The sequence below is a fragment of the Okeania sp. SIO3I5 genome (genome assembly GCF_010672085.1).
Lineage (GTDB): Bacteria > Cyanobacteriota > Cyanobacteriia > Cyanobacteriales > Microcoleaceae > Trichodesmium.
Map to the genome: position 1 here is coordinate 1 of NZ_JAAHHT010000103.1, position 25,941 is coordinate 25,941.

General features: G+C 37.2%; 20 protein-coding genes and 1 pseudogene. 8 read left to right on the forward strand and 13 right to left on the reverse strand.

Going from position 1 to position 25,941, the window contains the following annotated elements:
• Nucleotides 1-126, forward strand: a pseudogene (locus F6K40_RS21745) (photosystem II q(b) protein); the annotation flags it as partial.
• 301 nt (nt 127-427) lie between these two features.
• On the opposite strand, the gene F6K40_RS40965 reads toward F6K40_RS21745, so the two are convergent.
• From F6K40_RS40965 to F6K40_RS21755, 4 genes are all read right to left on the reverse strand, one after another.
• Nucleotides 428-745, reverse strand: a complete 318-nt coding sequence (locus F6K40_RS40965) for a hypothetical protein (RefSeq protein WP_365672334.1) — start codon at nt 743-745, stop codon at nt 428-430.
• Nucleotides 746-779: 34 nt separating this feature from the next.
• Nucleotides 780-995: a hypothetical protein gene (locus F6K40_RS40970; RefSeq protein ID WP_365672336.1), complete on the reverse strand. Its 216-nt coding sequence runs from the start codon at nt 993-995 to the stop codon at nt 780-782.
• A gap of 64 nt (nt 996-1,059) precedes the next feature.
• A complete protein-coding gene (locus tag F6K40_RS40975) occupies nt 1,060-1,605 on the reverse strand; it encodes an RRXRR domain-containing protein (protein WP_365672339.1) in 546 nt (181 codons plus the stop codon).
• Between the two features lie 217 nt (nt 1,606-1,822).
• Complete coding sequence (locus tag F6K40_RS21755) at nt 1,823-2,383, reverse strand: DNA-binding protein (RefSeq protein ID WP_293139191.1); 561 nt, start codon at nt 2,381-2,383, stop codon at nt 1,823-1,825.
• 140 nt (nt 2,384-2,523) lie between these two features.
• Between F6K40_RS21755 and F6K40_RS21760 the strand changes: the two genes are divergently transcribed.
• Nucleotides 2,524-3,507, forward strand: coding sequence for an ABC transporter ATP-binding protein (locus tag F6K40_RS21760; RefSeq protein ID WP_293139192.1), 984 nt, complete (start codon nt 2,524-2,526; stop codon nt 3,505-3,507).
• Nucleotides 3,508-4,104: 597 nt separating this feature from the next.
• On the opposite strand, the gene F6K40_RS21765 is transcribed toward F6K40_RS21760, so the two are convergent.
• From F6K40_RS21765 to F6K40_RS21780, 4 genes are all read right to left on the reverse strand, one after another.
• On the reverse strand, nt 4,105-4,482 hold the full coding sequence (locus F6K40_RS21765) for a DUF732 domain-containing protein (RefSeq protein WP_293139193.1): 378 nt from the start codon (nt 4,480-4,482) through the stop codon (nt 4,105-4,107).
• Between the two features lie 592 nt (nt 4,483-5,074).
• A complete protein-coding gene (locus F6K40_RS21770) occupies nt 5,075-6,088 on the reverse strand; it encodes a DnaJ C-terminal domain-containing protein (RefSeq protein ID WP_293139194.1) in 1,014 nt (337 codons plus the stop codon).
• Between the two features lie 1,367 nt (nt 6,089-7,455).
• Nucleotides 7,456-7,899: an AAA family ATPase gene (locus F6K40_RS21775; protein WP_293139195.1), complete on the reverse strand. Its 444-nt coding sequence runs from the start codon at nt 7,897-7,899 to the stop codon at nt 7,456-7,458.
• A gap of 585 nt (nt 7,900-8,484) precedes the next feature.
• Nucleotides 8,485-9,771, reverse strand: a complete 1,287-nt coding sequence (locus F6K40_RS21780) for a glucose-1-phosphate adenylyltransferase (protein ID WP_293139196.1) — start codon at nt 9,769-9,771, stop codon at nt 8,485-8,487.
• Nucleotides 9,772-11,143: 1,372 nt separating this feature from the next.
• Here F6K40_RS21780 and F6K40_RS21785 point away from each other — a divergent pair.
• The gene (locus F6K40_RS21785; RefSeq protein ID WP_293139197.1) at nt 11,144-13,672 is read left to right on the forward strand and encodes a HEAT repeat domain-containing protein; all 2,529 of its coding nucleotides are present in this window, start codon (nt 11,144-11,146) and stop codon (nt 13,670-13,672) included.
• 20 nt (nt 13,673-13,692) lie between these two features.
• Here the strand turns inward: F6K40_RS21785 and F6K40_RS21790 are convergent, their stop codons facing one another.
• Both F6K40_RS21790 and F6K40_RS21795 read right to left on the reverse strand, forming a co-directional pair.
• A complete protein-coding gene (locus tag F6K40_RS21790) occupies nt 13,693-15,711 on the reverse strand; it encodes a S8 family serine peptidase (RefSeq protein WP_293139198.1) in 2,019 nt (672 codons plus the stop codon).
• A 468-nt stretch (nt 15,712-16,179) separates the two neighbouring features.
• Nucleotides 16,180-16,353 carry a hypothetical protein gene (locus tag F6K40_RS21795; protein WP_293139199.1) on the reverse strand — a complete coding sequence of 58 codons (174 nt, stop codon included), beginning with the start codon at nt 16,351-16,353 and terminating at the stop codon, nt 16,180-16,182.
• 808 nt (nt 16,354-17,161) lie between these two features.
• Between F6K40_RS21795 and F6K40_RS21800 the strand changes: the two genes are divergently transcribed.
• From F6K40_RS21800 to F6K40_RS21820, 5 genes are all read left to right on the forward strand, one after another.
• Nucleotides 17,162-18,640, forward strand: a complete 1,479-nt coding sequence (locus tag F6K40_RS21800; protein ID WP_293139200.1) for a glycoside hydrolase family 13 protein — start codon at nt 17,162-17,164, stop codon at nt 18,638-18,640.
• Nucleotides 18,641-19,581: 941 nt separating this feature from the next.
• The gene (locus F6K40_RS21805; protein WP_293139201.1) at nt 19,582-20,025 is read left to right on the forward strand and encodes an NUDIX domain-containing protein; all 444 of its coding nucleotides are present in this window, start codon (nt 19,582-19,584) and stop codon (nt 20,023-20,025) included.
• A gap of 160 nt (nt 20,026-20,185) precedes the next feature.
• A complete protein-coding gene (locus F6K40_RS21810) occupies nt 20,186-20,671 on the forward strand; it encodes a GNAT family N-acetyltransferase (protein ID WP_293139202.1) in 486 nt (161 codons plus the stop codon).
• A gap of 461 nt (nt 20,672-21,132) precedes the next feature.
• On the forward strand, nt 21,133-21,375 hold the full coding sequence (locus F6K40_RS21815; protein ID WP_293139203.1) for a TIGR02450 family Trp-rich protein: 243 nt from the start codon (nt 21,133-21,135) through the stop codon (nt 21,373-21,375).
• 127 nt (nt 21,376-21,502) lie between these two features.
• Complete coding sequence (locus F6K40_RS21820) at nt 21,503-22,117, forward strand: hypothetical protein (RefSeq protein ID WP_293139204.1); 615 nt, start codon at nt 21,503-21,505, stop codon at nt 22,115-22,117.
• 72 nt (nt 22,118-22,189) lie between these two features.
• On the opposite strand, the gene F6K40_RS21825 is transcribed toward F6K40_RS21820, so the two are convergent.
• The 3 genes from F6K40_RS21825 to F6K40_RS21835 all read right to left on the reverse strand — a co-directional run.
• Complete coding sequence (locus F6K40_RS21825; RefSeq protein WP_293139205.1) at nt 22,190-22,333, reverse strand: hypothetical protein; 144 nt, start codon at nt 22,331-22,333, stop codon at nt 22,190-22,192.
• Entirely contained in the window at nt 22,299-24,596 is a 2,298-nt protein-coding gene (locus F6K40_RS21830) for an eCIS core domain-containing protein (protein ID WP_293139206.1), read from the reverse strand. Before F6K40_RS21830 ends, F6K40_RS21825 begins: the two co-directional genes overlap by 35 nt.
• Before the next feature lie 254 nt (nt 24,597-24,850).
• Nucleotides 24,851-25,941, reverse strand: a 1,091-nt coding sequence (locus F6K40_RS21835) for an eCIS core domain-containing protein (RefSeq protein ID WP_293139207.1), incomplete at its 5' end; no start/stop codon positions are given.

Here is a 25,941-nt window from a genome sequence, read left to right on the forward strand (position 1 = left end):
GTAGTAAACACTTGGGCAGACATCATCAACCGCGCTAACTTAGGAATGGAAGTAATGCACGAGCGTAACGCTCATAACTTCCCTCTAGATTTAGCTGCAGTAGAAGCTCCTTCTATCAAGGGTTAATCATTAACCGATTGATTAATTAAAAAAAGCTATCCAGAAATGGAGAGCTTTTTTTTTTGCTTAAAAAAAGTTGATAGACAATTCATTTATAGCCCATATTCAGCACTTCAATTTGTAGTATTAAAATTAGCATAAAAAGCCGTGGTTTAGTAGGTATTTATACTCTATAAATCTCTCCATTTAACTTTCTCATTCGTCAAGAGGACTAATCGAGAGCCTGGAATCCACGTCTTTTTTGCATTGTGGAGGAAAGGCATTTCATGTCGCGCAGCGAAACGGCGATTTCAATCGCCGTGGCTGATTAAATAACGCAAAGTTTATTTGAACGACGAATAAGTTGGACTTTTTTGGGAGAAAATTGTCCGAGTCTTTTCCAGTTGTGGTCATAAACGCTAATGTTTTTGGTTTTAGCATCAGTGAAGCCACCAACCCATCCAATGTAAGTAAACCCTGCTTTTTTTGCTAAAACTTTATCGCCGTATCTAAGATTAAAAGGAGTAATTGTCCCTCCTTTCCGTTTGCGAATACCGCCTTTCTCAGCATTATCAAAGTGCAAAGCGCGGCGGAAATAGGCAGGTCTGGTTATAACTCGAAAAATACAAGGAGTAATGTCAACCAAACCTTTCCATCCCCAAATATCGCTTTTTTTACGCTTAGGTTACGCCGTGACGGACAAACTCACTTGCCGCCAAAGCAATCCCATCTACTGCATTATATTCATGTACTTGAGCCTTTTTATCTTTGATTTTCTCCAGCTTTAAATATCGGCGGATTTGACTGGTCCCGTTATTATTTTTCTGCCAACCATAAACAGTTTTAACTGGGGCAATAGACTTAAGTTGCTCTACACACCAATATTGTCCCACCATAACAGAAGAAAACCCTTTGCCCGAACGCGCCCTTTTTCTACCGCTAGTTAAATCCACATCAGCCTTAACCAATTCGTAAACAATTTTGCCGTGGAGGAAATACTTCAGAAATTTCAGTTATTATTCTGATTTCCATTTCCCTAGAAGCTCGAATAGATGGAGATAATTTACCTTTTTTGGTGCGATTATCAAATCGCTTTTGCCGATGGGCACGTTGGTTAAAAGGTACTTTTCGGTTAATTCTTCGCCCCCGTCGCGCCCGACGTTGTAATGCTCGACCTCTGACATTTTTAATTATTTTGCCTTGTTTAATAACAGCAGAGCCAAGTCGTTCTTTAACACGGTCAAACAGCAAAACTAAATGTGCGGTATAGAGAGTGAACTTTGCAGACTGAACTGCAATTCCTGCATATTTTTTGCCAGGGTCGCAGCCAACTGCTATTTTCTGAGTTTGACGACCTGATGGTTCAGCTACCAGACGGACATAGTACAAGCCAATGTCATTCCAATGTTCTGTAGCTTTTCCGGACTTTACCCAACGGCGGGCCCGCGATGCTTTTGTCGGCATTGCAGGGGAAGCGTCTGGATTCTGAACCGGTACTCTAATCATGGAGATAATCCTATTAGAAAAAGTTGTGTGTCCCTAAGACCACCAAAAACGTTGTGTCTTGCATTGACTTATCGGCCTTCACCCAAGAAAGCCAACAAATAGTTCGGGCTAGGGAAATACCCAGAGGTGTTATCGTTTTTGGCTCTGTGGTAAGCGCCAACTCTTAGTTAAGCCTTGGGTTGCTCAAGCTGCGCGGCTTTAGCCCGCAGAAGTTGACCTAATTCTTTGATTTTTTCTTTTTCGGCTTTCTTTTTTTGGGTTTTGATTTTTTATTCTTGAATCTCGCTCTTTGCTGAATCACTTCAGGAGGCGGACCATAATCTCCATCTGAAAAGTACACTCGCTCTACTATATGTTGTGGTTCAACTTCTATCCACAGGCGGGCACCCCCAGCTTGACTTCTATTTGGTTGATGAGGTTGATAAACTATTTGGCAAGGTCCTTTTATTTTCAGAGCGTGACAATAATCTTTTTTGTTTCCCACTTTCACAGCAATTACTGGATGAGAAGTTTTGTTGTCTCTGTTATAGTCAATAGTGTTTCGCAAAACATGAACAAAAGTATTGCCTGTACGATTATTTTTGTTCCAAGTACCTTCAGGACCGCGACGACCTGGTATAATTTCTGGCATATCCCGATCATTGAGTGGCATCATCCAAATCCTCCCAACTTTTTTCGCACCAACAACTCGGTTCTGATTGAGTAATGATCGCAATCTACCTGTAGAAATATTAAGTAGAAATGCTGCTTCTGTTGTACTTACATATGAGATATCCATAACTATAACGTTGGAGTTTTTAGACTTTAAATAAATTTAAATATGCTTCTTGAATTACTATAAAGCTTTATAATTGTGTTGAAAATCTAATTTAAAATTTCTTAATCTTTATTTGGCCAGAAAAAATTTATTAGCTGAAAATGGAATCTACTATCAATTTTCCCACTGAAGCAAAGACGCCCGAAAAATTGCCAGTGATAGAAACTGCTAACTTAGGTAAATCATACCGCACTGGCTTTTGGATGAATCAAAAAATAGAGTCTCTTAAAAACTGTAATTTGACAGTTTATCAAGGGGAAACTTTTGGACTTTTGGGACAGAATGGTGCAGGTAAGACTACCCTACTTAAAACTTTATTAGGAATTGTCCGCCCTACCTCTGGATCGGCAATTTTGTTAGGGCAACCAATAGGCGATCGCCAAGTTAAAGAAAAAATTGGTTATTTGCCAGAAAATCCTTATTTTTATGACTATTTAACTGGATGGGAATTTTTGGAGTTTGTAGCAGGATTATTTCAAATACCGGCATCAATACAAAAACAGAGAATTCCAGAGTTACTTGACTTAGTTGGATTATCTAAATCTACAGCTATAAGATCGCAACTACGGCAATATTCTAAAGGGATGTTGCAAAGAGTCGGCATGGCGCAAGCTTTGATTAATAACCCAGAATTAGTGTTTTTAGATGAACCTATGTCAGGTTTAGATCCAATGGGGCGTTATCAAATCAGAGAAATTATTGTCTCGCTCAAGGAAGAAGGAAAGACTATTTTTTTTAATAGTCATGTTTTATCAGATGTTGAGAAAATTTGCGATAGGATAGCTATTCTTGCAGAAGGAGAATTAATTTGTATTGGTACTTTGGATGAAATATTAGGCACAAATGAAACTTATTATTATGTTAAGGGTAAAAGTGGTAATCTTCAAATACTTAAACAATGGATACCAGATTTAGAATTTGAGAATAATTTTTGGCATGGTCATTTACAGGGAGATCCTCAAGAATTTTTAGTTAGTTTGGGATTAATGAAAGCTACATTAATTACTATGAATATAGATAGGGTTAGTCTGGAAGAGTATTTTATGCAGCAACTCCGAGAACGGGGTATTTTTTCTAGTTATTAAAATTCTCAAACAATGGTAGAAATAAAATAGTAAACCAATCTTTACTATACTATTTAGATTAGATTGTAGGTAAGCATTCAGGTATTAGCCTTAACTTTTTCCTGTGGAATGCTCTGCAAATAGCTTTTCCTTAGTAATAATCTTATACCAAGTAATTAGGGCTTGCTGATTAAATCTCAAAACATTTAGAGAGAAATAAGGTGCCTTTTTAGGTCGAAAAAAAGTACAAGCTTTTCAGTCTAAAAAGCTCAAAAATTTAGGATTTTGTGCGAAGATGGGGGACTTTTTTTAAGGGACAACGCTGACTCCTATCTCCTCTATAATTCCTATTTCTCCTGTAGGGTTTCTCCTGTAGGGGCTATTTGCTACTCATGCTCCGCAAACGCTAATCGCCCCTACGACTCCTGACTCCTACCCTTACCAAAAGATTTTATTCAGCAAACCCTAATTTCAGCAAACCCTAATTAATCAGAAAGATTAGGTAATATGCTTTTAGAGTAACTTTTAATTTTGGCTCAATCTTTAAACTTTGATTCTTGATTCAAAAAGAATAAGTTAATAGCTGACAGCTAATAGCTGATAGCTGAATGCTTAGAATTATAGTTGCAACTCTTGTAACTTTGATTTATATTCTGGGCAAAAAGAAGTTACGCCTGTAGCTATTACTTTACCTGTATAAAGAGCTGCCGTTTGTAATTGTTCTTGTGTTAAACCTGACTGAAGTAATGATATAGCTGCCTGAGTTGAAAATTCTTGTACAGAAGTACCTTTTTGCAGGGAACTACAAGCATTACGAGCTGTTTCTAATGCTTTTTTGTCACCCATAATATTATGTATTTCTACCTCTGCTGGAGTTAATGAACTTTTTAATAAGTTTTCAAATGATTCTGCTTGGGCAGGACTGGATAATAATGAATTTAATATTACGGTTATGGTAATAGCTAAATTTTGATATATTTTTTTCTTTTTTTTCATGTTGTTATTTCTTTAGATAATAATGTCAAAAAGGATAGATATATTACTAATTAGGCGTCAGTGAATCGAGCTATGAAAAATCGCTCTGGTGTTACAAGAAACCGGGTTTGTCGGAGATAGAAGTTTTACAGCGGGGCATTTAAAACAAACCCGGTTTCTACGCTTTTTTATACCGATACTACCGGATTTGATATGAAATAATCGCTCTGATGTTACAAGAAACCGGGTTTGTTGGAGAAAGATGTCAATATAAATCAAGGTATCTAATACAAACCCGGTTTCTACAATGCCAGAAAAATCATAATGGTTGGTGAAAAAAACTGTAGGGGCTTGGTATCCAAATCCCATTTTTCCTTGGGTTGGGATACCAAACTCTTAAAATAATAATCTTACAACCTATTTTAGGATTACTATATTTATAGAGAATGTCAAAAGTCCTAAAATTGACTTTTGACTCGAAAATGACTTGGCATTATTAACTTAACTAAAGGAATAGCAAAAAATAAATTATCCCAATTTTTTTACTCTATCGTTACTAGCTATTCCCTACTCCTTTACTTTTTCAATTTCTTCCTTACTCCCTAATCCCTTACTAAAGAGATACATTTTTTAAATGACTGCGAGGGTCAAAAGTACGATTAGCTTTAATTTTCTCATAGCATTCTTTTTCTAAAGAACTAATATTTTTTGGAGCAGTAATAATAATTCTTACTAATTGATCAGTACGTTCTCCCGACTTGGGTTTAGGCCATCCCTTACCTCGTAACCGTAAAGACTGGCCAGAACGAATACCCGCAGGAACATTAACATTGACCATCCCATCAGGAGTTGGCACTTCAATAGAAGTACCCAATACAGCTTCATCAGGAGTTATTGGCACTTCACACAATAAATTATCTCCCTCAAACTGATAGAAAGAGTGAGACTGAATTTCTACCTTTAAGTACAAATCTCCTCTTTGTTGAGTATATGGATCTAATTGACCTCTACCTTTAACTCTGATTTTACTTCCCGATTTAACTCCAGAGGGAATTGAAACTTCTCCACTACCCACACGTTTTTGTGTTCCCCGAAAAGCTTCTGCAAAAGTCAGACTAATGTTAGCTTCTAAATTTAGGGAAGTTGCCGACTTACGACTATCAAAACCAGAAGCACCATCAAATCCATTACCAAACCCACCTGGCCAACCTGTATTTGTTTTATAGGTGTAAGTTTGTCGTCCACCACGATTACTACTACCAGGACTACCACTACGTCCTAATAAGGTATTGATAAAATCGTCAAAGCTGGCATACTGACTAAAGTCAAATCCACTAAAATCTACGGTAGTACCGCTTGTGCCACCAGGCCATCCACCAGCACTAGAACCTACTTGTTTCCAGTATTGACCAAATTGGTCATATTTTTTGCGTTTTTCTGGATCTGATAAAACTTCATAAGCTTCATTAACTTCTTTAAAACGAGCTTCTGCTTTGCGATCGCCAGGGTTCATATCTGGATGATACTTGCGAGCTAACTTACGATAAGCTTTTTTGATTTCTTCTGCACTAGCACTTTTGGTTAAACCTAAGATTGAGTAATAATCTTTGTAATCAGTTGTCGCCATTTATTCTCCTCCTTATATTGTATTTTTGAGCAATTACTTAATGTTAATATATGATTATTTTTCAGTTTAGTAATGAGTTTAAATTAAGATTTGAGTTTGAACATAAAGTTAAATATTTTCTCAAATATCTGTAGTCAATATCGGCAAAAGTGCAAAGTAATTAAGATAGCTTTTAGTAGTAGAAGAAATGACACTCTAGTTTTAACTGATTTGAAAAGACTATATTTGTAGAACTATTATAATTGACTGGGCAGTATGTAATATTTATCATTGCGGTGTAATGGTTATACTTTCTCAGATATAAGTAAATTTCAACCTAGATATTAAGCTTGATAACACTTTTTGTCTAAAAAGTATCTTTTGATATTGGTGAGTAATCAACTGGATTTCGATATTAAGGTTAACTTCCCTCTTTCAACTTATCAAAGCTCAATATTTAGTCAAGTTCGGTTTTCTGTGAAAAACTAATGGCAATTGCCGTACCGGATTTTTTAGTTATTAGTAACTAACTTGTTTATTTCCATAATTTTATACTATCTGGAAAAAACGATTGTAATAGTAGGGACTTGCTTAGGAAACCCCTTTTTTTTCAAAACATTTAGCAAACTTTTAAAATTTTGGTATTAGTTATTTGTCAAGTGATTTGATTAAATTAGTAATATCTTAGTTTTAATGCTAGTTTATGTACTTAATTTAGATGCAACTTATTATTATTCCAAATTCCCTAATCATAATAATTCTGAATAATTAGCGATCGCTAAAATTTATAGCGTTTTTCAATAGACATCTCTAGAAAACAGAGAACAGGGAACACTTAACTGGAAGGATAAGTAATTGATAATTTACGAATTAAGAATTGACTTTATTTTTAATTTTTGGAGATATTTAATTTAATGAAACACATAAATTATACCTTCAAACCAAAGTTTTGTAGACTATATCAATGAAAACTACTATAAAAAAAGTTGACTATTTCTTACCTAAAAAATAAGGTATAAAGCCTCTCCTTTCAAGGAGAAAAAAAATCCTTTTAACCTTACCTCTTTTTTTTAAGAAGAGGTAATTATTAATTATTGAAACTTCTTTATAATTCCCATTTTTTTTAACTAGGGTTTGCTAAATAAAGCTAAAGGTCAGGATAGCTAAGGTAATAGAGCTTTTTATATTCAGTAATTCTTCTAGTTATTCGTTCTTATTAGCATCAATTTACTGATATTTTCTGCTGAAATTCCATAAAATATCTTCATATAAAATGACCGAAACCTTTGCCTGTTCCCTCCATCTCCGCGTCTCCGCGTCTCCGCGTCCTACCCTCAACAACCAATTTTTTTAGCAAGCCCTAACGATTCCCTACTGCCGACTCCCTATTATTTAGTAATTCGTTTCAGTTCATCCAATCCTTCTTCATAATTTGGGGGAGCATCTGTTAACTGACGGTACATTTTCATTATTACTTCTTCTGGCACCTGGCGCTGTCGTTGTTTATTTCTTTTCAAGCATAATTCTAATGATTTGTCAAGCCAGAAACCAGTTATGTGGCGAAATCCAGTTTCTCTAGCAAGGTTAATCACTTCTTTTCGTCCGCGACGTTGGGCATTAGTAGCATCATATATGGCCAGAGATGTTTGACTTACAGCTTTGTGAAACTGCTGCTGTACTTGCTGCCACACCTGTAACCAAGGCCCCTGAATTGCTTCATCACCAAATAATTGAGCGCGGATAGCATCAGTAGAAATTAATTGACACTGAGGATATCTAGTAACTATTTTCTTTGCTAGAGTGGATTTGCCACTAGCTGGTAGTCCGATCATAATAATTAGTTTGGTCAAATCAATTCAAAATTAAAAATTATTCATTCTTGCATTAATGCCTCTGCCTGTTTGCTCCGCATTCCGCAGGAAAGTCAGAGGCTTGAAATCAGGAAAATATTTTTGATTTTTTCGTGGTTGTACGAACGAGGCTTGAATCCTTAATTAAACAGAAACGATTATTGAAATTAAGGAATGAACCAAAAATTTTAACTTTGAATGCGTGAATTTTGAATTCAAGAAATGGTCATAAACTTGAGCGAAAAAAAACCTAATGTTTGATTAATTTACCGAAAAAATAAGGTTTAAAGGCTTTTCTTTCAAGGAGAAAAAAATACAAAAATCCCTTTTAACAATCCTCTTATTTTTAAGAATAGGTAATTATTATACATCTTGCAAAAGTTTAAATTAAATCAGTTCAAGATATGAAGTGAACAATTTCATCCCCCTATTCCCTATTCCCCGACTTCTGCAAGAAGTCTATATAATTGTTAATTATTAATTATTGAATATTGAACGCCGATTCATCTCACACCATAATCTCTGATTTGGTGTGAGACTTCTCAGCGACCTAGCTAGAAACATTTACTAAATGATTGTGCCATCAGGAATAGTAGCATTTTTCAAGACAACCACAATACCATTGCGAATTATGAAACCTTCCTCCTCACGTTGAGCTTCTTCTATCTTGTCCTTATTGATTATTTGGACATTGCGACCAATGCGGGCATTCTTATCAATAATTGCTCCACGAATTGTTGTTTCGGCCCCAATACCCAATGGGATTTTCCCCTCATTAATACCAGATTGACGTTCGGCAAAAGGTTCATAGAAATCGGAACCCATCAGCAGAGAATCCTCAATTATACAGTCAGCTTCTATACGGCTTCGGACTCCTAAAACACAATGGTCAATCCGACATTGTTTAAGAATACAACCTTCTCCAACAATTGATTCTGTAATCTGGCAGTCCAAAAGTTTACTTGGAGGTAAGTAACGGGAGCGAGTATAAATAGGAGCTTTTTCATCATAGAAGCTAAAGGGAGGCTGAGGCTGTTGGGTCAAAGCCAAATTTGCTTCATAGAAAGACCTAATAGTTCCAATATCTTCCCAGTAACCTTGGAATGGGTAAGCTTGAACGTTATAGTCCTTAGCGGAATTGGGTAAAATTTCCTTACCAAAATCTGTATGGTCTGATTGTTCTATAAGTTTGACCATCACATCTTTGTTAAAGACATAAATTCCCATAGAAGCAATATAAGGTTGTTCTTTAGCTACTTCTGGACTTACTCCCAAAACAGAAGTATCAACGGCCATAGCTTTGAGGGCATCCCCTTTAGGTTTTTCACTAAACTCAATAATCCGGCCTGAGTCATCAATTTTCATTAACCCAAAGTCGGAGGCCCGTGCTTCATCAATGGGCAAAACAGAAAGGGTAATATCTGCCTTGGTATCAATATGGCGTTGGACAAATTCCCGATAGTCCATGCGATAGAGATGGTCTCCAGAGAGAATTAGGTAATAATCAATATCCCACTCTTTGAACAACCAGATATATTTACGGACAGCATCTGCTGTTCCTTGGAACCATTCTGGATTATCTTTAGTTTGTTGAGCTGCTAGAACTTCGACAAAACCTTCACTGAAACCTGGAAAGTTATAGGCGCGAGTGATATGACGGTTGAGAGAAGCAGAGTTGAATTGGGTCAGAACATAAATTTTCTGGATATCTGAGTTGATGCAATTACTGATGGGAATATCTATTAAACGATATTTCCCTGCTAGGGGTACTGCTGGTTTGGCCCGCAGTTTTGTTAATGGATAGAGACGGGTGCCTGCGCCACCACCCAGAATTATACTTAGTACGTTTTTCACGGTTGAACCTCACTGCCAATGATATTCTCATTCATTAGTGTTCAATGGTTGGGGATCATTGGCAAGGGGTTCAATAATTAATAATTAATAATTAATAATTAATAATTAATAATTACCGAAAAATTGTGGGTCTGTGCCGACCCTTGGATAGGGGATAAATAAAGAGAATATTCACCTGCAATAGAAGGATTGCCGCTCAAAGAATTTTTTTTCTTTAGGACTTACGCATGAACGCTATTGGCAGGGTGTATTGAGGCCAGAATCACGCACAAACACACCATATATAGTGCCTTTGCGTAAGTCCTGTTCTTTTTTCTCCATGAATGGAGAGACTTTATACCTTAATTTTTCGGTAAAAATAGCAGAAGTAAGAAGTCAGAGGTTAGAAGTTAAAATTGACATACTCCCGACGTTGCCCTTCTATTCCCCCCTTTGACTCGTGGGGTTAGGGGGGATGGAAAAATAGGGATTCTGAGCGCCTGGGAAACCCTGACCGCTGCGCATGTGTGAGGTGATGTCCTCCCCCTGTGTTCGTTGAACTTACGCTCAATCACAACTATTGTCATAAAATACCTCTCTCCTATGTGTCAAGGGGAGCATAACGTTTAGCTTATGGAGGTATCTAACCGTTGACCCTGGCTTTCCCATCCCTCCGCTTCCTGAGGGGAGAGCGCGGGACTTCTCGTCAGGGAAGTTAAAAGTTAGAAATTAGAAGTCAGAAGTAGTTCCTGACGCTCGTTTGAGCATTTATAAATGTTCTAAGCTATTTGGGTAGTGCTATATATAGATATTTAGAGTTTGCTGATTAAATCTAAAAGCATTTGCATATAAAGGTTTGAGCAATTTTTTTTTTGAAAAAGTACGCCTGTTTAAGCTCTTCATCAAAATGCATGTTAGGATTCCTGACCAGACAAGATTCTTACTCCCCTCCGCGTCCCCACATCTGAGCGTCTCCCCGTCTGAGCATCCCCGTGTCCTACCCCACCAACCAATTATTCAGCAAACCCTATTTAGATTATGGTGAGGTTAATTTTTGGTTATGGGTGATGGTATTTATCTAAGTCAAAAGTTAAAATTAAAAAGCCAAAAGTTTTTTGTATTGTTAGTTGGGAGATAATTTTTCATAGGGAAGCGATCGCTTTTTATTAAGTCAGAAGTATTTATGAAGTCAGAAGTCAGATTTTTTTATGAAGTATAGATATTAACGAGGGAATGTTTTTAGTGTGGGAATATTGCCCGCTATAGGAAGTCATAATTCAGAAGTTTTGAGTTTTTTTTACTGTTTATTTTTCTGAGATATAGCTAATAAATTTTCTATATAAAGTTATAGATTAATTGAAAATTGGAGAAGTTAATCATGGGGTATCTTAGGGTGAATTTATCTAGATTGGGGCAGGTTATTTTTGTTGGTATTTCTTTGTCTTTTTTGATGATTGGAAATGCTTGGTCGCAAGAGGCGATCGAGCCAAAAATTCAACCTTATATTGAGGAGTTAACAGATGAAATTGAAGAAAATAATCAAGAAGCTAGCCGTAAATTAAAGGAAGAAATAGGTATAGATGGTATGATTAAAGCACTGGAAAGTGATAATCAAGAACTTCGTTTTGCTATTCTTGAAGCTTTTGGAAAGATAGAGTTAGGAGAAAAACGAAAGCAAGTTATTTCTGTTTTAATTAATATTTTAAAGACAGATAAAGATGAAGAGGTTCGTAATTATGTTACCTATTCTTTAGCAGATATGGGTATTTTAGCTAAAGATGCTATTAAACCTTTAATTGAGGCCGGCAAGACAGACCGCTCTCAACTTGTTCGCGTTGGAAGTATTCGGGCATTAGTGAAAATAGCACCATCTGAATTAGAAACTATACAAACCTTAATTGATGCACAACAAGATCCCAATCAATATGTTCGTGATTTGGGTATAGATTATCTGAGTGAGGTACTAATAAATGTAGATTCTGATGTTCTAGATAAAGCTCTTAAAAAAGTCAAAGTAGCAGTGAAAAAAGATAATGATTGGCGAATTAGGTTGGGAGCTGCGGAAGCATTAGGTCGGAGTGGTAGAGATGTTAAATTAGCAGTTTCTACTTTAGAAAAGGTATTAAAAAGTAGCGATGAAAAATTGATACAAAAAAATGTAATTAATGCTCTCAGAAATATTGCTGAAAATTTGTCTGAATATGATGTTCGTTTAACTCCAGAAGAACGAGCGAATGCCCAAGAAGGTTTACAAAAAGCTATAGAAATTTTAAATCAAAACCAAGATGATTTAAAAAAGTCTGGTGAGAATATTGAAGAAGTAAAAAGTCAACTCAAGAATGCTCTGACTGGAATTAATGCTTTACAAATTGCTCCAACTTTTTATACTGCAAAGGATTTTGCTCAGAAATATCCTTTAATAATTGGGGTAATAATTATTGTTATTTTCTGGTTTCCCTCAATCTTTTTTATCCTTTGGAAACGACCTTTATGGCTACTAAAAATCAATAACTTTTTACAATCCTATACAGATATTCCTCTACCTAATGTTTTAGGTGGGGTTAAGATATCAACTTTAAGAAAATTATTGTTTAACTTACATTACCATCCCAAGGTACTTGATGCTTGGGTTAAATTTCACCTGGAAACAGCTCGCAAGGAGTTTCAAAAGAAATCTACAGTTAAAGAACGAAATATTTACATTCCTATTCCTGTTATTTTGGATGGTCAAAAGATTGCCAACCTCACAGGAAATAATCTCAAACCTTACTTTACTGAACAACGAGAGTGCCTCTTAATTTGGGGAGAAGGTGGTTTAGGAAAAACAAGTTTAGCTTGTCAGTTAGCTCACTGGGGAATGTCTGAAAATTCAGAACAATATTTGTGCGAACATCAAATGTTACCAATTTTATTGGAAGAAGAATTAGATTTTCCAGTAGCAGAAGGTAAAGAAATTTTTATTGAAGCTATTCGTGGCAAACTCCAAGATTTAATTGATTCTCCAGAGCCAATTCCTGAAGAATTATTAGTACAACTTTTGAGAAAGCAAAGACTATTAGTTATAGTAGATCATTTGTCAGAAATGAAGGAAAATACCCGGAAACAAATTAGACCGGAACTACCAAATTTTTCTGTTAATGCTTTAGTAATTACATCCAGAATAAAAGAAAAATTGGGTGGTGTGAATAGAACAATACTTCAACCACTTCAAGTTGAAAATAATCAACTTTTAGGATTTATAGATGCTTACTTAACACAGCAGGGAAAACGCAATCTTTTCAACGATGAAGATATAATTGAAGCTCGTAATAAACTCTCAAATATTGTTGGAGAAAAGCATATTACTGTGCTTTTAGTCAAGCTTTACATGGAACAAATGATTACTGCTAAAGCCAATCAAAATTTAGCTAGTTTACCTAGTAACGTTCCTGATTTGATGCTAGATTACTTAAATTCATTAAACCTGAATGTTAAAGAAAACAAACTGGAAAATCGGATGGTACAAAAAAACACCAAAATAATAGCTTGGGAATGTTTGAAGCAAAGTTATCGACCCACAACAGCAGAGCGAGATGCTGTACTAACTGCATTAGGAGGAGAGCAACCAGAAGCACTTCTGGAATATCTGGAAAAACGCTTGCAGATTATCCAAACTATTGGGTCTAGTGAAAATAAAATTCGTTTTTCTCTAGACCCAATAGCTGAATATATGGCTGCTTTACATATTGTGGAACTCTATGGTGACAATGAGCAGTTATGGCGTGATTTTTTGGCAGGAGCAGATGCTCAACCAGGGGAAGAAAAGACAATCCAAGGATTTTTACTAACAGTGCAAGATTGCTGTTTAGTTCAAAAAGAGGATTTGGGAATTCCTGGATTTGTTTTAGAAGAGTTCAATAAGAGGGTGCTTAATAGACCATAAAGTGAAGACAGTTCTGTTGATCAGCACGCAACACATTTGTCACCCTTACGACAGCGGCAACCACTAGATTTTCTAAATTCCAATGCACTGTCAGAAGTATCAACACTCTCAGAAGTATCAACACTCTCAGAAGAAATTTCCCCTAAAGCTTGAATCGCCCGATCGCGCAAATTAGACTTTTCTGTTTCATTATTTTCTATTTTCTCTATCTCAGTAAGTGCTTCTTCAGTCAGGAATTTCAATACTCTTTCCTGATAATAACCTATTTTCAAAAGACCTTCTGAGGCAGATAAGCGTAGCTTAATATCCTCATCACTTTTTTCCAATATTTTTCTTAGACTTGCTGCCGCTTTTGTCGATGGTGAACGACTGACAAATTTTAGGTCACTTAGACTAAGTTCCACTTTTTCCATTTGAGGATTTTTATCCATCACTTTCTGAAGAACTTTGTCAAATTCCCAAATAATATCACTCAGTTTTGAATCTAGTATCGGGTCCATAATCATCTCCTTTGTTTCAACTTGATTTGTTACTAAAAATTTCTCTGGTTGCTCCTCTACTGTTTGACTATCACTTAAGATAGTCTTACCAGCAATCTTAGTCGCCATCATTATTGCCTGAAAAGCATCAGCTAAACCTGCGCCAGTTGCCAGATCAACACCAACAGTCGCCTGATTTCCTCCCGTACCAAAACTACTTCTCCCTGCCAAAATATCACGAGCAGTTTTTTTGAGAAAGTCACGAGTCTGTTGGGGTGAAATTTGAGGATATACCTGCTTTATCAAAGCACAAATACCCGCCAACTGGGGAGCTGCTGCAGATGTACCACTAAATACTGCCCAACCATCATTTGACAAAGTTTCATCACCATCAGGATACCTAGTTAGTCCCCCATGAGTGACATCTATCAGACTTCCTGGTTGCACTGGCAACATAATATAAGTTGCTCGTGGCAGTTTACCCACTAAACCACAGACATCAGGTACAATTCGTTGGGGAAAAACTCTGCTCCTAAACCCACTAGCATAGTCACTAGCTTCCAACTTGCCATCAGAAGAAAGATAAACACCCCCCGCAGAAATCACATCGGGATGTTGTCCTTGAAGACTCCATCTCCCATTTCCAGCAGAAAAAATGACAATAATTCCCCGATTGACTGCATCCGAAACTACAGCATACATTACTTTAGCAAAGGCAGAAAGAGGAGGATCTCTTTGAGAATCACCCCAACTACAGGATATAATATCAGGATTTAGGGAAACTGCTTTTTTAAATGCTCCTACTGAATTAACCAATGCAGATTTCTTTAACTTCGCTTTTACCATTGTCAACTCAACATTCGGTGCAATAGCAAATAGATTAGCTGATTCCCCAGTACCGTGACCATTTTCGTCGGATTCTGGGTTAACTGCACCCCCATCCAGCACTACCTTACCTTGATAACCATTGGCCTCAAAAAAGGGATGACGATACCACCCAGAATCAACCATCACTACCTTGACACCACGTCCTGTGATACCTTGACGATGAACTGGATCAGCATTTATACCTTTCGAGATATCATCAGGTACATTTAGATGCCAATAGTTGGGTTTCGGAGGAACAGCAGAGGCCATATAATACACAGGTTCATTAATTGCTACCCCTTCTATAAAATTACTTAAAGAGCTTTTAGAGGCATCCATTAACCCCGGCATTTCTGCGTTCGGAACAGATAACAATTTTGCTTTTGTTGGGTAAACTCCTGCTTTAATTAGGGGAATTTCTTGGCTAATAATATTAGTCTGAAAAACCCGTTCATAAACTTCTGGAGGGGCAGCAATAGTAATACTTATTGGTCCCTCTGACAAAACCTCAAAACCTTCAGCACGCAACTTTTCTGTAGTGGCGTTAACTAACTGAGGTTCTGAATAAAACCGCTCTACATTTTCGCTGGTAATTAGCTCTGATGTTTTCAACAGAGAATCTCCACTCTGAGAACGTACAGGAACTTCAGCATAAATAATAGATGGCAAATTCTGATTTTCTTGTCTCACCATTTTTTGTTTTTATTGAAATAATTCATAAAAGTGAAACGTAAGCATTGAGCTATCATACAGCAAATTCCAAGCATAAGAAGTACAGATCAGGACTTACGCAAATTCTTGGACAATACACTATCTGTAGAGGGTGAATGCCATTCGCCCCTACTAGATATGGCGGTTCTGCGTAAGTCCTGCAGATATTAAAAATTCAATTTTCCCAGTGTGAGCATCTTGCTCGCCATGGGTGTACCTCAGCAAGGTGGAACCCGCTGTATATAAGCTATGAGTTATTAGCTGATTATAACACGATATCTAACTAAAATTGTGGAAAAAAAAAATCTAATACCAATTTGATAAATGTTTGCTACAAATAGTTAGGGTACTTTTTAGGAGTCAGGAGTCAGGAGTCAGGAGTCAGAATGAATGGTTTAAATACGATTTTTTAGGTATTAAGTTACATTTTTTGTCAAAGGGACATCTCCTCTAAAATCTTTTTGTTACCCTTATTATTTGTAACATTCTTTTTTCAAAATTTGGTAGTCCTGCTGAGGAATGGCGAAGATACATAAGTTTTGTAATTTCTTCCGACACTTCCGACACTTCCGACACTTCCGACACTTCCGACACCTCCCACACCTCCCACACTCTCTCTACCATTCCTCAGCACCACCACCCAAAATTTTATAACCTCCCAACCCCCTTCCCTACGAGGGAAGGGGGAGAATATTTCCCCCCCTCTCCTTTTAGGAGAGGTCTTCATTGACTCGCTCTTTACCGAAATAATTAATAATTAAACAATTAAATAATTAGTGAATTCAGGTTTAAAGCGTCCCCAATAAAGGGGAAAAAGCGGTCGAGGGATGCGGAGGTTTCCTCCGCATATCCAATCGACCAAGAGAGCGGTTGTTAACGCAGTTTCCCGAAGGGTGGGATGGATGGGTTACCGGCGCCATATCCAATCAACCAAGAGAAATAAATTTTTTCCTTTTAGTCAATCCTCTCCTTTTTAGGGAGAGGTAATATCAAATCCGCGCTCGCAACGGAAGTGATATAATTCTACTATCAGAAAAGAGTCAAAACTCCTAGTTTGTAGAGGGTTTGGAGACCAAACCCCGGAGAGTCTGGAATTCTACCGATACTACCGGATTTGATATAATTATCCATTATCCATTATCCATTAATGAACCACATTTTAAGCTAGACACACGAATAGCAACCCTAAATGATTTGTGAAAAAACTGTAGGGGTTTAATCCCCAAATCCAGTCTTGGATTGGGTTTGAAGATCAAACCCCTACGATCAAAAAATAACTGAATGCTTACATTGAAACTTAATATAACTAAAATTTCTCTCGATCAAATTGTCTAGTAATTGTGACAAATTTTAATATTATGTTAATTTCTAATACTATCAGAGCAATTTCCTGTCAAAATAGTAGCGGTTTCCTAAAAAGAGAAAATTATTCATGCAGATTCAAACACCAGAATGGGTAAAACACGCCGTCTTTTACCAAATTTTCCCAGATCGTTTTGCTAAAGGTGAACGACCCACCCAAACCAGAAAAGGAATCGACAAAGGTTGGTATCCCAGCACACTAGAATCTTGGGATGAACCTCCTACTCCTCAAGGTTACAAAGGAGGCAACCTCTGGGGTGTCATCGAAAAACTTGATTATATTCAAGACTTGGGTTTCAACGCTATTTATTTCACCCCAATTTTCCAATCAACCTGCAACCACCGCTATCATACCCATGACTATTATCGAGTCGATCCAATTTTAGGAGGCAATGAAGCGTTAAGAGTATTAATAGATGCTGCTCACGATCGCCACATTAAAATTGTTCTCGATGGAGTTTTCAACCATGCTAGTCGCGGTTTCTATTTCTTCAACGATATCTTGGAAAACGGTCCTCATTCTCCCTGGTTACATTGGTTCAAAATAGAAAATTGGCCTCTGTCTGCTTACGATGGTAGTTTACCTGCTAATTATGTAGGATGGGTAGGCAACCGTGCTTTACCTGTATTCAATCACGATAACCCAGAGGTGAAAGAATACATTATGGAAATTGGGGAATATTGGTTAGAATTTGGCATTGATGGTTGGCGCTTGGATGTACCTGCTGAGGTGAAGACTCCTGGGTTTTGGCAAGAATTTCGCGATCGCGTCAAAGCTATTAACCCAGAAGCGTATATTGTGGGTGAGGTATGGAGTAACTGCGTGCAATGGTTGGATGGTACTCAGTTTGATGGGGTGATGAATTATTTATTTACTGGTCCGACTATTGCTTTTACAGCAGGCGATCGTGTGGATATTGAGCAAGTAAAAGACCGTGATTATGAAGCTTATCCAGCTATATCTGCTGTTGAATATGGTCAAAAAATGGCAGAGTTGTTGCAACTTTATCCTTGGGAAATTCAATTAACTCAACTAAATTTATTAGATAGTCACGATACAGCTAGAGTTTTGAGTATTGCTCAAGGAGATGAAGCGAGTGTTGAGTTAGCGACTTTATTATTGATGACTTTTCCGGGGGCGCCAAGTATTTATTATGGTGATGAAGTCGGTTTACCAGGAAAGTTAGATCCGGACTCTCGTCGTAGTTTTCCTATTATTGAAAAATGGGATGATCGAGTTCTGGAATATCATAAAAAGTTAATTGCTATTAGAAATGAATATTCTGCTTTGCGTACTGGTAGTTATGAAGTTTTGTTTGCTGAGGGAAATGTTTATTTATTTGCTCGTATTTTAGGGGATGAGGAAATTATTGTAGCTGTTAATATTGGTATGGAAGCAGCAAAGGTTAATGTTAGTATTAGTAAGCTTAAATCTCAACCCAATAAAGTTGTTTATGGTAGTTGTGAAATATCTTGGCAAAGGGAAAATGAAGCTAGTCAATTAGAGTTAGATTTACCTGCAAGAAAAGGTTGTATTATCAGCGTTTAGTTGTCAGCTATTAACTATAAGAATTACGCAAAGAAACCCGGTTTCTATGAGAAATCATTGTTTTGAACAACAGACATCTACAATAAACCGGGTTTCTGGGTTCGCCTGCGTAAGTCCTGAACTATCAACTATTACTTATTAATACCAGGGGCGATCGATACAGGTAGAGCAGTTAAAAATGTCTTAATCGAAAGGGTTGGATGAATAGGCGATCGCCCCAATAAAAATGTTGATTAGAAAAAACTCTTTACCTCGATCCCCAACCCTAATTAATCCTGTAAATCTAGCCAACTTTCTTCAGTTTCTTTGGAATCAAGCTCAATACGAGGTAAATTAGTCCCAAATAAATTGTAGCTGTCAGTAAAATATATAAGCAATCAAAATCAACCATTATGCACACCCCCTAGCTAGAATTTTCTTTTTGCTCCCTGTAGTTTTGTTCTTGCTCGAATTTTAGATAGCGACATTCTCTAATTTTCCTAATTTGGTATATCTAAAGTGGTGAAAACCGGATTATCCAGTTAGGTTAATTAGATGCAATTTTCTATCTGTGTCTGCCTCCTCTAAAACTCAATATAACCTAAATTCCCAATATTAATTGGTGACTTATGTCATAAGTAATTTTAACACAAATCATTTTTTTTTAAGATAAAAACGAGTAACATTTTTATGCCAATTTTTCAACCAAGAAAGAAAGATAGAGGTTAAATTAATCAGGACTTACGCAAAACCACTATATCTGGTAGGGGCGAATGGCATTCGCCCTCTACGGATAACGTATTGTTTAAGACTTTGCGTAAATCCTGTTAATATTAATGATCAAAAAAAATTATATATTTTCGTATTAAGCTGAGAATTTGACCAAAATATTCACAAATGAGGATTATTCCTAATGTTTAACTTAACATAGAAAAGATATTGAGTTAATTTAGTTGAGAAAAATGCAAGAAGAAGTAAGATTAAGAGTCGCAGTATTAGGGTTCTTTGTGGCAGGCGATCGAGTGTTGTTGCTACATCAAATGACAGCTCCAGAACCTAATTGTTGGGACTTACCAGGAGGAGGTTTGGAACCAGAAGAGACATTAATGGCAGGACTAGCGCGAGAGATAAAAGAAGAAACAGGAATTACAAATTTCCAGGTAGAACGACTGCTGACAATAGCAGAGAAATTTTTTCCTGAAGGAGAAGGGAAGCTACTTCATACTTTAAATATTATTTATCAGTGTAGAGTGGAACCAATACCAACCAACCTGAGCAGTGACGATCCAGAAGTTGGGCCTTTAGGAATTCAGTGGATAGCGATCGCAACTCTCACACCAGAAATGTGTTCAAGTAGAACCTGGGTAGCATTACAAGCAGCAGGTTTAGTTGAATTCAGAAGTTAGAAGTCAAAATTCAGAAGTTAAATTAGCAGTATGTACTAAATTCGATTGACTATTATCTAGTTGAAAATTGCTCGATATACTAACTACTTCAGAAGCTAATTTAGCTTGAAAAAGATACTAAAGTAGTTTTATATAAAAATAAGTTTGGAAACTAAAATTATTGAAAGTTTCAATGCAAGAAAATATTAATATCAGAGTAGCAAACCCACAAGAAAATTATCTAATTGCCAAACATCTTTATCTAATGTGGCAAGATATTGGTGTTCCTAAAGACTCTATTGAATCTAACTGGTTAGAAATCACAGAAGAATATATTGATAAGGCTCGGCAGCAACTATTTTATCAAGCCTTTCTTGCCGAGCTAAATAATACAATAGTTGGTTCAGTTAGCTGTCAAATATTCGCTGGTTTGTATCCGAATATCCTCAAACCAGAATATCGAAAACGGGGTTATATTTGGGGGGTTTATGTGGAACCAGATTATCGCCGTCAAGGAATTGCTAAAAAATTGGTGGGAGAAGCCATTGCTTACCTCAAGTCTATTGATTGTACTCAAGTTACTCTTCATGGTTCCCCTCAAGGTAAACCTCTATATTCTCATCTTGGCTTTGATGAAAATAATGAAATGAAGTTAGACTTATCTTAGAGTTATAGCAATCCTAAATAGGTTGTAATATTTTATCGTAGGGGTTTGGTCTCCAAATCCCTTATACCATTTCTCATGCATTCTTGCTACATCTCCTTGAGCAGAGGGAGTAGGAAGTAGGGAGTAGGGAGTAGGGTTCAAAAATATCTTATATCTTTAAAAAATGGCAACAAATTGTTAAAAACATTGCTCTTACTGATTTATTAGTTAATAACTGAAGTTGTGAGCAAGTATAGCATTATTTTTGGGAATTGGTATTAAAGCTTGGGTTTGGAGACCAAACCCCTACAATTTTTTCTCACGAATGATTTATTATTGCTATATATTAAATCCGCTTGCTTTGGAAATGTTATAAGAAACCGGGTTTGTAGCAGGTAGATTTTATACAGTGTGGCTTTAAAACAAACCCGGTTTCTGGCGGTATTAGATTTGATATTATATTCTCTTTTTCTTTTTTAAAAATGCCAAAAAAACAAAAATTCCCTTATCTTCTTGGTTCTAAATGGACAGCAACTCAAAAAACTTGGGGATGGCGACATTTCCAAGTAGTAAATCGGAAAAATCAAGGTCAATGGGTATTTGCTGAAATGGTAGCATCCTGTGACTCAAGTGTGAGATTTTGGCTAAATGCTAAACAACTAAAAGACCGTTCTCTTTGGCAACCAGGATGGCAATCGACCCAAGAATTACAACCTCTTGAATAATAAAAATGGATACCATTTTTATTATTCAAAATTCAAAATTCAAAATTCAAAAATTTTGGTTATTAAGTGAATTTCAATAATTGTTTAATTATTGTACTATTTTTTTACTGAATAAAAATTATTTAAAATGGATTATGAACATTTAAAAAAAGCAATTAAATTATTAACTAATGCCACCCAATATTTAGAAGATATTGTCAGTGAAGCTCCGAGCAATAAAGTTAATAATCAAACAGTTGAAACTGCTAAAGAAACCATCAAAAAAGCTATGGCAGAAATCTCTGCTGCGGTGAATCCTCCAGTCACAAATCATATTCCTGATGAATTTTTAGCAAAAGCAGAAAGTTTAGGTATTCCCTTAGATGATATTGAGGTTATAGTTGCTATTTCTGAACATCATCCTAGTCAGTTAGCAGGTGTATTAGCAGAAATTGAAAATCGGGCAGAAAATATTAAACGTAGGCGAGAATATTTTCTGATTCGATTACCAGAAATGCCGATAGAAAAGTTAGGTTCTCGACTACCAATTGTCAAAGCTACTGATTTGAATTGGCCGGAAGAACCGATTTCTAAAGAATATAGAGAGGCAATTAAAGCTAAATATAAAATTGATAGACTGATAAAAAAAAGACCTTATTCTAGAACATCTATTTTTGCCAAAATTCAAGCAGCGGAGGAACATTTAGGTCAATCTCAAGCAGGGGAAAATAATTCTGATTTCGATGAAGAAATCCCATTTTAAATGTTACATAAACATTTAGCTGGATGTCTGGAAATTGCTCTCTCCAGGTCAATAGTTAAAATATTCGTGCCGCTAATAATATCCTTGGCGCGATCGCGTAATTCCATATTCTAAATTCTCATTGTTGGATTTCCTTGGACTAACCCGACCTACAAAAGCAGCGATCGCTAACCAAAAAACCTTATGGTAATAGATCCTGGCGACTATTGACGACATTGTGCATTTTCCCTTGCACCGACTTATCAAGGGTGCTGATTATACGAACAAAATCAGCTTCAAGTAATTGAGGTGATTCTCCTACTTCCCTTAGAAGCTTAACACCATTCTTTAGATCAAGAAATTGGTTCTTTCTTAAATCGTGATAGAGAGGTACCTTTTTCTTTGCATTACTATCAACTGTGGTATCATTCAATTTCCTTTTCCTATCTTTCGTCTTAAATGTAACATTAGTTTGGACCTGCTTCTTCATGGTTCCCAGACTGTATGTTTGTCCGGGAGGAAGTTGCTTAGACGGAGGTGGTGGAGCTGTAAATGGGGCCATAACTACACCACCAGGACCTGGAGCCCCTGGTTGAACGGACATCGGTTCTGGTTGAGATTGAAACATATTAGCAGAAACAGTATTTACACCACCACCGCCAAAAGTTACCATGCCAGTTCCTGGATCTCCGAAGGGGTCAAAAGCTCCTGCCACAGTATTTGACTTGGTTCTTGCGAGGGAGCTAGGAGGAGCAGATACAGAGGACTCTGCGGCAGCGGTAGTTCCTGTCACATTATTGAAATGAGCCCCCTTTGCTGTCGTTAGAGGTAATATGTTTTTTGCAGGCAAAGCACTAACCTTTGGATGCCACGAAATCGGAACCCATCGCTCAAAAGTTGCCGTCTTTGCATTAAAGGTAGCTTGATCAGTGGGGGATAAATTACTTGGAACCGCACCAGGAATAACCCCTGCAGTAACTAATTCTGCACCAGTTTTGGTGTAATTTGTACCATCATATTTAACTTCAACTTCATATTGGAAGTCATCTGTTCCAGGCTGTTCTTCAGGATATTTTTCCCATGCTCGCATCAATGATTGATTAAAAGACTTACCCTCTTGAGGAGCTAGATTTCCATGAACGTCTGCGTCAGCTCCTTCCATCAATGCATGGGCAATCAAATGCCCCCCATCATAGATATTGCCTTTGTCTGGTCTTTGATGAATGGCACGCTCCATCATACCAAAATGTCCGTAAGGGATAATTACACTGTTGTCTCTTGCTCCTCCTACTTTCTTCCTAGAAGTGTCCTCTATTATTGCTGCAACTTTTCTAGCCTTTGCCCAGGGTTGACCAGAATATGTTGGGTCATTAGGTTGGATGTTTTTCAACACGCTCTGAAAGTTATATTGCTCATGCTGACCAGATTGTTTAAAAAATGTAGAAAATGTATTATGAAGAGTTTGTAATGGAATATCAGTAGGCGGCGCAGCTGAGGGAAATGGATTTATAAAGTGAGACTTTTTTTGGATAACACCTAACCCGCCATAATGTTCACTTGGATGTGCAGATTTTCGCTGCAAGCCTTTTGCTAGCGCGCTGTTGATTTTATGTGAAGGCTGTAAACTTAGCATCGCCTCAGATTTTTCTACCTGAAAAGCTTTTTTCCCCATCACATCCGCCTCTTTCTCCAATCCAGCATCATCATTCACATTTACTCCAACTTTCAACTGCATAGTTGGCTTTACCCTTCCTTGTTTTTGCTGCACCACATGCCAAGCCTCATGGGGTAAGTGCTTTTCTTGCCCTGGAGCAACATGAATATCCGTACCCTGTGCATAAGCATGGGCTTGCAACTGAGCTGGTTTATCCGAATTGTAATGTACCTTCACATCATCCATTGAATAACCAGAGAGGTTTTCAATGCCTGATTTGAGGCGATCTGGTAAACCAGTTTTGTTAGCAGTTTCTGTTTCTTTGGCTTGAATGGGTGCTAACGAGGTTTCTTCATTGCGATTGCCTATGCTTTCCGAAACCTGCTCCTTTGCGATCGCACCTCCTCTATATGAAGGGGGGCGTCGTGCAGTTAACTTCGGCTGCATTGCCACACCACCTAAATTATGAGATGGGCGAGGCGCTCTTAATATATTTCCCAACTCCTCTACTTTCCCTAAAGGAGGCCGTCGTGCAGTGAACTTCGGCTGAATAGGCACACTACCTAAATTATCAGATGGGCGAGGTGCTCTTAAAATATTTCCTAACTCCCCTACTTTTTCTGAAGGCTGATCGCCTATACCCGCAAGTTGGGCAGCCATCACATTCTCTATTATTGCCCCTGGTTTCGGCTGCTTGTATCCCTGTTTTTCCAGAGTCTCAGGTGACAAATATTCTCTCTTTGGTTGTACTGGTATTTCTGTTTTTTGAAAGCTGGTTTTTCCTTGATCCTGTGTAGACGAAGGTTGATAGGAAGATGTGGCTCTCTTGAGTGAAGTTTTGATCATAACTGACTGCTGTATTTAATTGCTATACTAAATTTAAACATAATCAGGACTTACGCAGCACCGCTATATATGGCGTATTGTTTGGTCAAGATTCCCAATATTTCCACTATAATTAGTACCCTTGCGTAAGTCCTGTCTATTCTTGCGTAAGTCCTGTCTATTATAGAGTCATAGGATAGGGGTTAGGTTAGTTACACTCCGTTAACGCACCTTAAAAGTCGCGATCGCACTTTTGGTAATAATTTTTCAGTCTTTTACTTCCTTGAATTTCCTTTGAATTTTGTAGGATCTAAGCCTATCTCAGAAATTTGTTGAAAATAAGTAGGGCCTGCAGCAATAAACCTATTAGAAATATCTAGCTTTTCCTCTGATTTATTTAGAAAAATATGTAGGGGAAATCCATATTTATCATCAACTTGTTGCTCAAGAGATAAACCATCAGTTTTTACCTCCACGTAGTACATCATTTTATCCTTATTTGATTTAGATAATCTATTAAAGATGTTTGCTGCAAATTCCTGCATCCCATAATATGCAGTATCAAAATGAGGGTCTAAATCAGAAAAATAGTGTCCTTTACCATAATGGGTATGGGCTAACCCATCTTTGGTGGAAGGCCATATTTCTTTGCTTGCCTTAATGCCATCATGCCCTGTTTTATCTGTATAATGATAATAAGATTGAAGTTGAACTACTTCTAAGTTTTGATTTTTGCTAGCAAGCTCTTGAAATTGAGTTGTTTGCTCAGGTTGTTGACTATTATTAGCCATTTCCTGAAAAGCACTTAATTGCCTCATCTGAGGACTGTTGTCCATCATCTCTTGTAGTTTTCTTTGAGCAATAGCTTCCGATCCATTATCTACATACTGAAAAGCTTTTTTCCCCATCACATCCGCCTCTTTCTCCAATCCAGCATCATCATTCACATTTACTCCAACTTTCAACTGCATAGTTGGCTTTACCCTTCCTTGTTTTTGTTGCACTACATGCCAAGCCTCATGAGGTAAATGTTTTTCTTGCCCTGGAGCCACATGAATATCCGTTCCTTGTGCATAAGCATGAGCCTGTAATTGACTTGGTTTATCAGAATTGTAATGCACCTTCACATCATCCATTGAATAACCAGAGAGGTTTTCAATGCCTGATTTGAGGCGATCTGGTAAACCAGTTTTGTTAGCAGTTTCTGTTTCTTTGGCTTGAATGGGTGCTAACGAGGTTTCTTCATTGCGATTGCCTATGCTTTCCGAAACCTGCTCCTTTGCGATCGCACCTCCTCTATATGAAGGGGGGCGTCGTGCAGTTAACTTCGGCTGCATTGCCACACCACCTAAATTATGAGATGGGC

Coding starts and splice junctions, on each gene's coding strand:
- F6K40_RS21820 (WP_293139204.1), top strand. CDS start 21,503: ATGGATTATGAACATTTAAAAAAAGCAATTAAATTATTAACTAATGCC.
- F6K40_RS21800 (WP_293139200.1), top strand. CDS start 17,162: ATGCAGATTCAAACACCAGAATGGGTAAAACACGCCGTCTTTTACCAA.
- F6K40_RS21815 (WP_293139203.1), top strand. CDS start 21,133: ATGCCAAAAAAACAAAAATTCCCTTATCTTCTTGGTTCTAAATGGACA.
- F6K40_RS21760 (WP_293139192.1), top strand. CDS start 2,524: ATGGAATCTACTATCAATTTTCCCACTGAAGCAAAGACGCCCGAAAAA.
- F6K40_RS21795 (WP_293139199.1), bottom strand. CDS start 16,353: ATGGTAGAGAGAGTGTGGGAGGTGTGGGAGGTGTCGGAAGTGTCGGAA.
- F6K40_RS40970 (WP_365672336.1), bottom strand. CDS start 995: ATGGTGGGACAATATTGGTGTGTAGAGCAACTTAAGTCTATTGCCCCA.
- F6K40_RS21805 (WP_293139201.1), top strand. CDS start 19,582: ATGCAAGAAGAAGTAAGATTAAGAGTCGCAGTATTAGGGTTCTTTGTG.
- F6K40_RS21790 (WP_293139198.1), bottom strand. CDS start 15,711: ATGGTGAGACAAGAAAATCAGAATTTGCCATCTATTATTTATGCTGAA.
- F6K40_RS40975 (WP_365672339.1), bottom strand. CDS start 1,605: ATGATTAGAGTACCGGTTCAGAATCCAGACGCTTCCCCTGCAATGCCG.
- F6K40_RS21825 (WP_293139205.1), bottom strand. CDS start 22,333: ATGTCGTCAATAGTCGCCAGGATCTATTACCATAAGGTTTTTTGGTTA.
- F6K40_RS21755 (WP_293139191.1), bottom strand. CDS start 2,383: ATGGATATCTCATATGTAAGTACAACAGAAGCAGCATTTCTACTTAAT.
- F6K40_RS21765 (WP_293139193.1), bottom strand. CDS start 4,482: ATGAAAAAAAAGAAAAAAATATATCAAAATTTAGCTATTACCATAACC.
- F6K40_RS21830 (WP_293139206.1), bottom strand. CDS start 24,596: ATGATCAAAACTTCACTCAAGAGAGCCACATCTTCCTATCAACCTTCG.
- F6K40_RS21770 (WP_293139194.1), bottom strand. CDS start 6,088: ATGGCGACAACTGATTACAAAGATTATTACTCAATCTTAGGTTTAACC.
- F6K40_RS21775 (WP_293139195.1), bottom strand. CDS start 7,899: ATGATCGGACTACCAGCTAGTGGCAAATCCACTCTAGCAAAGAAAATA.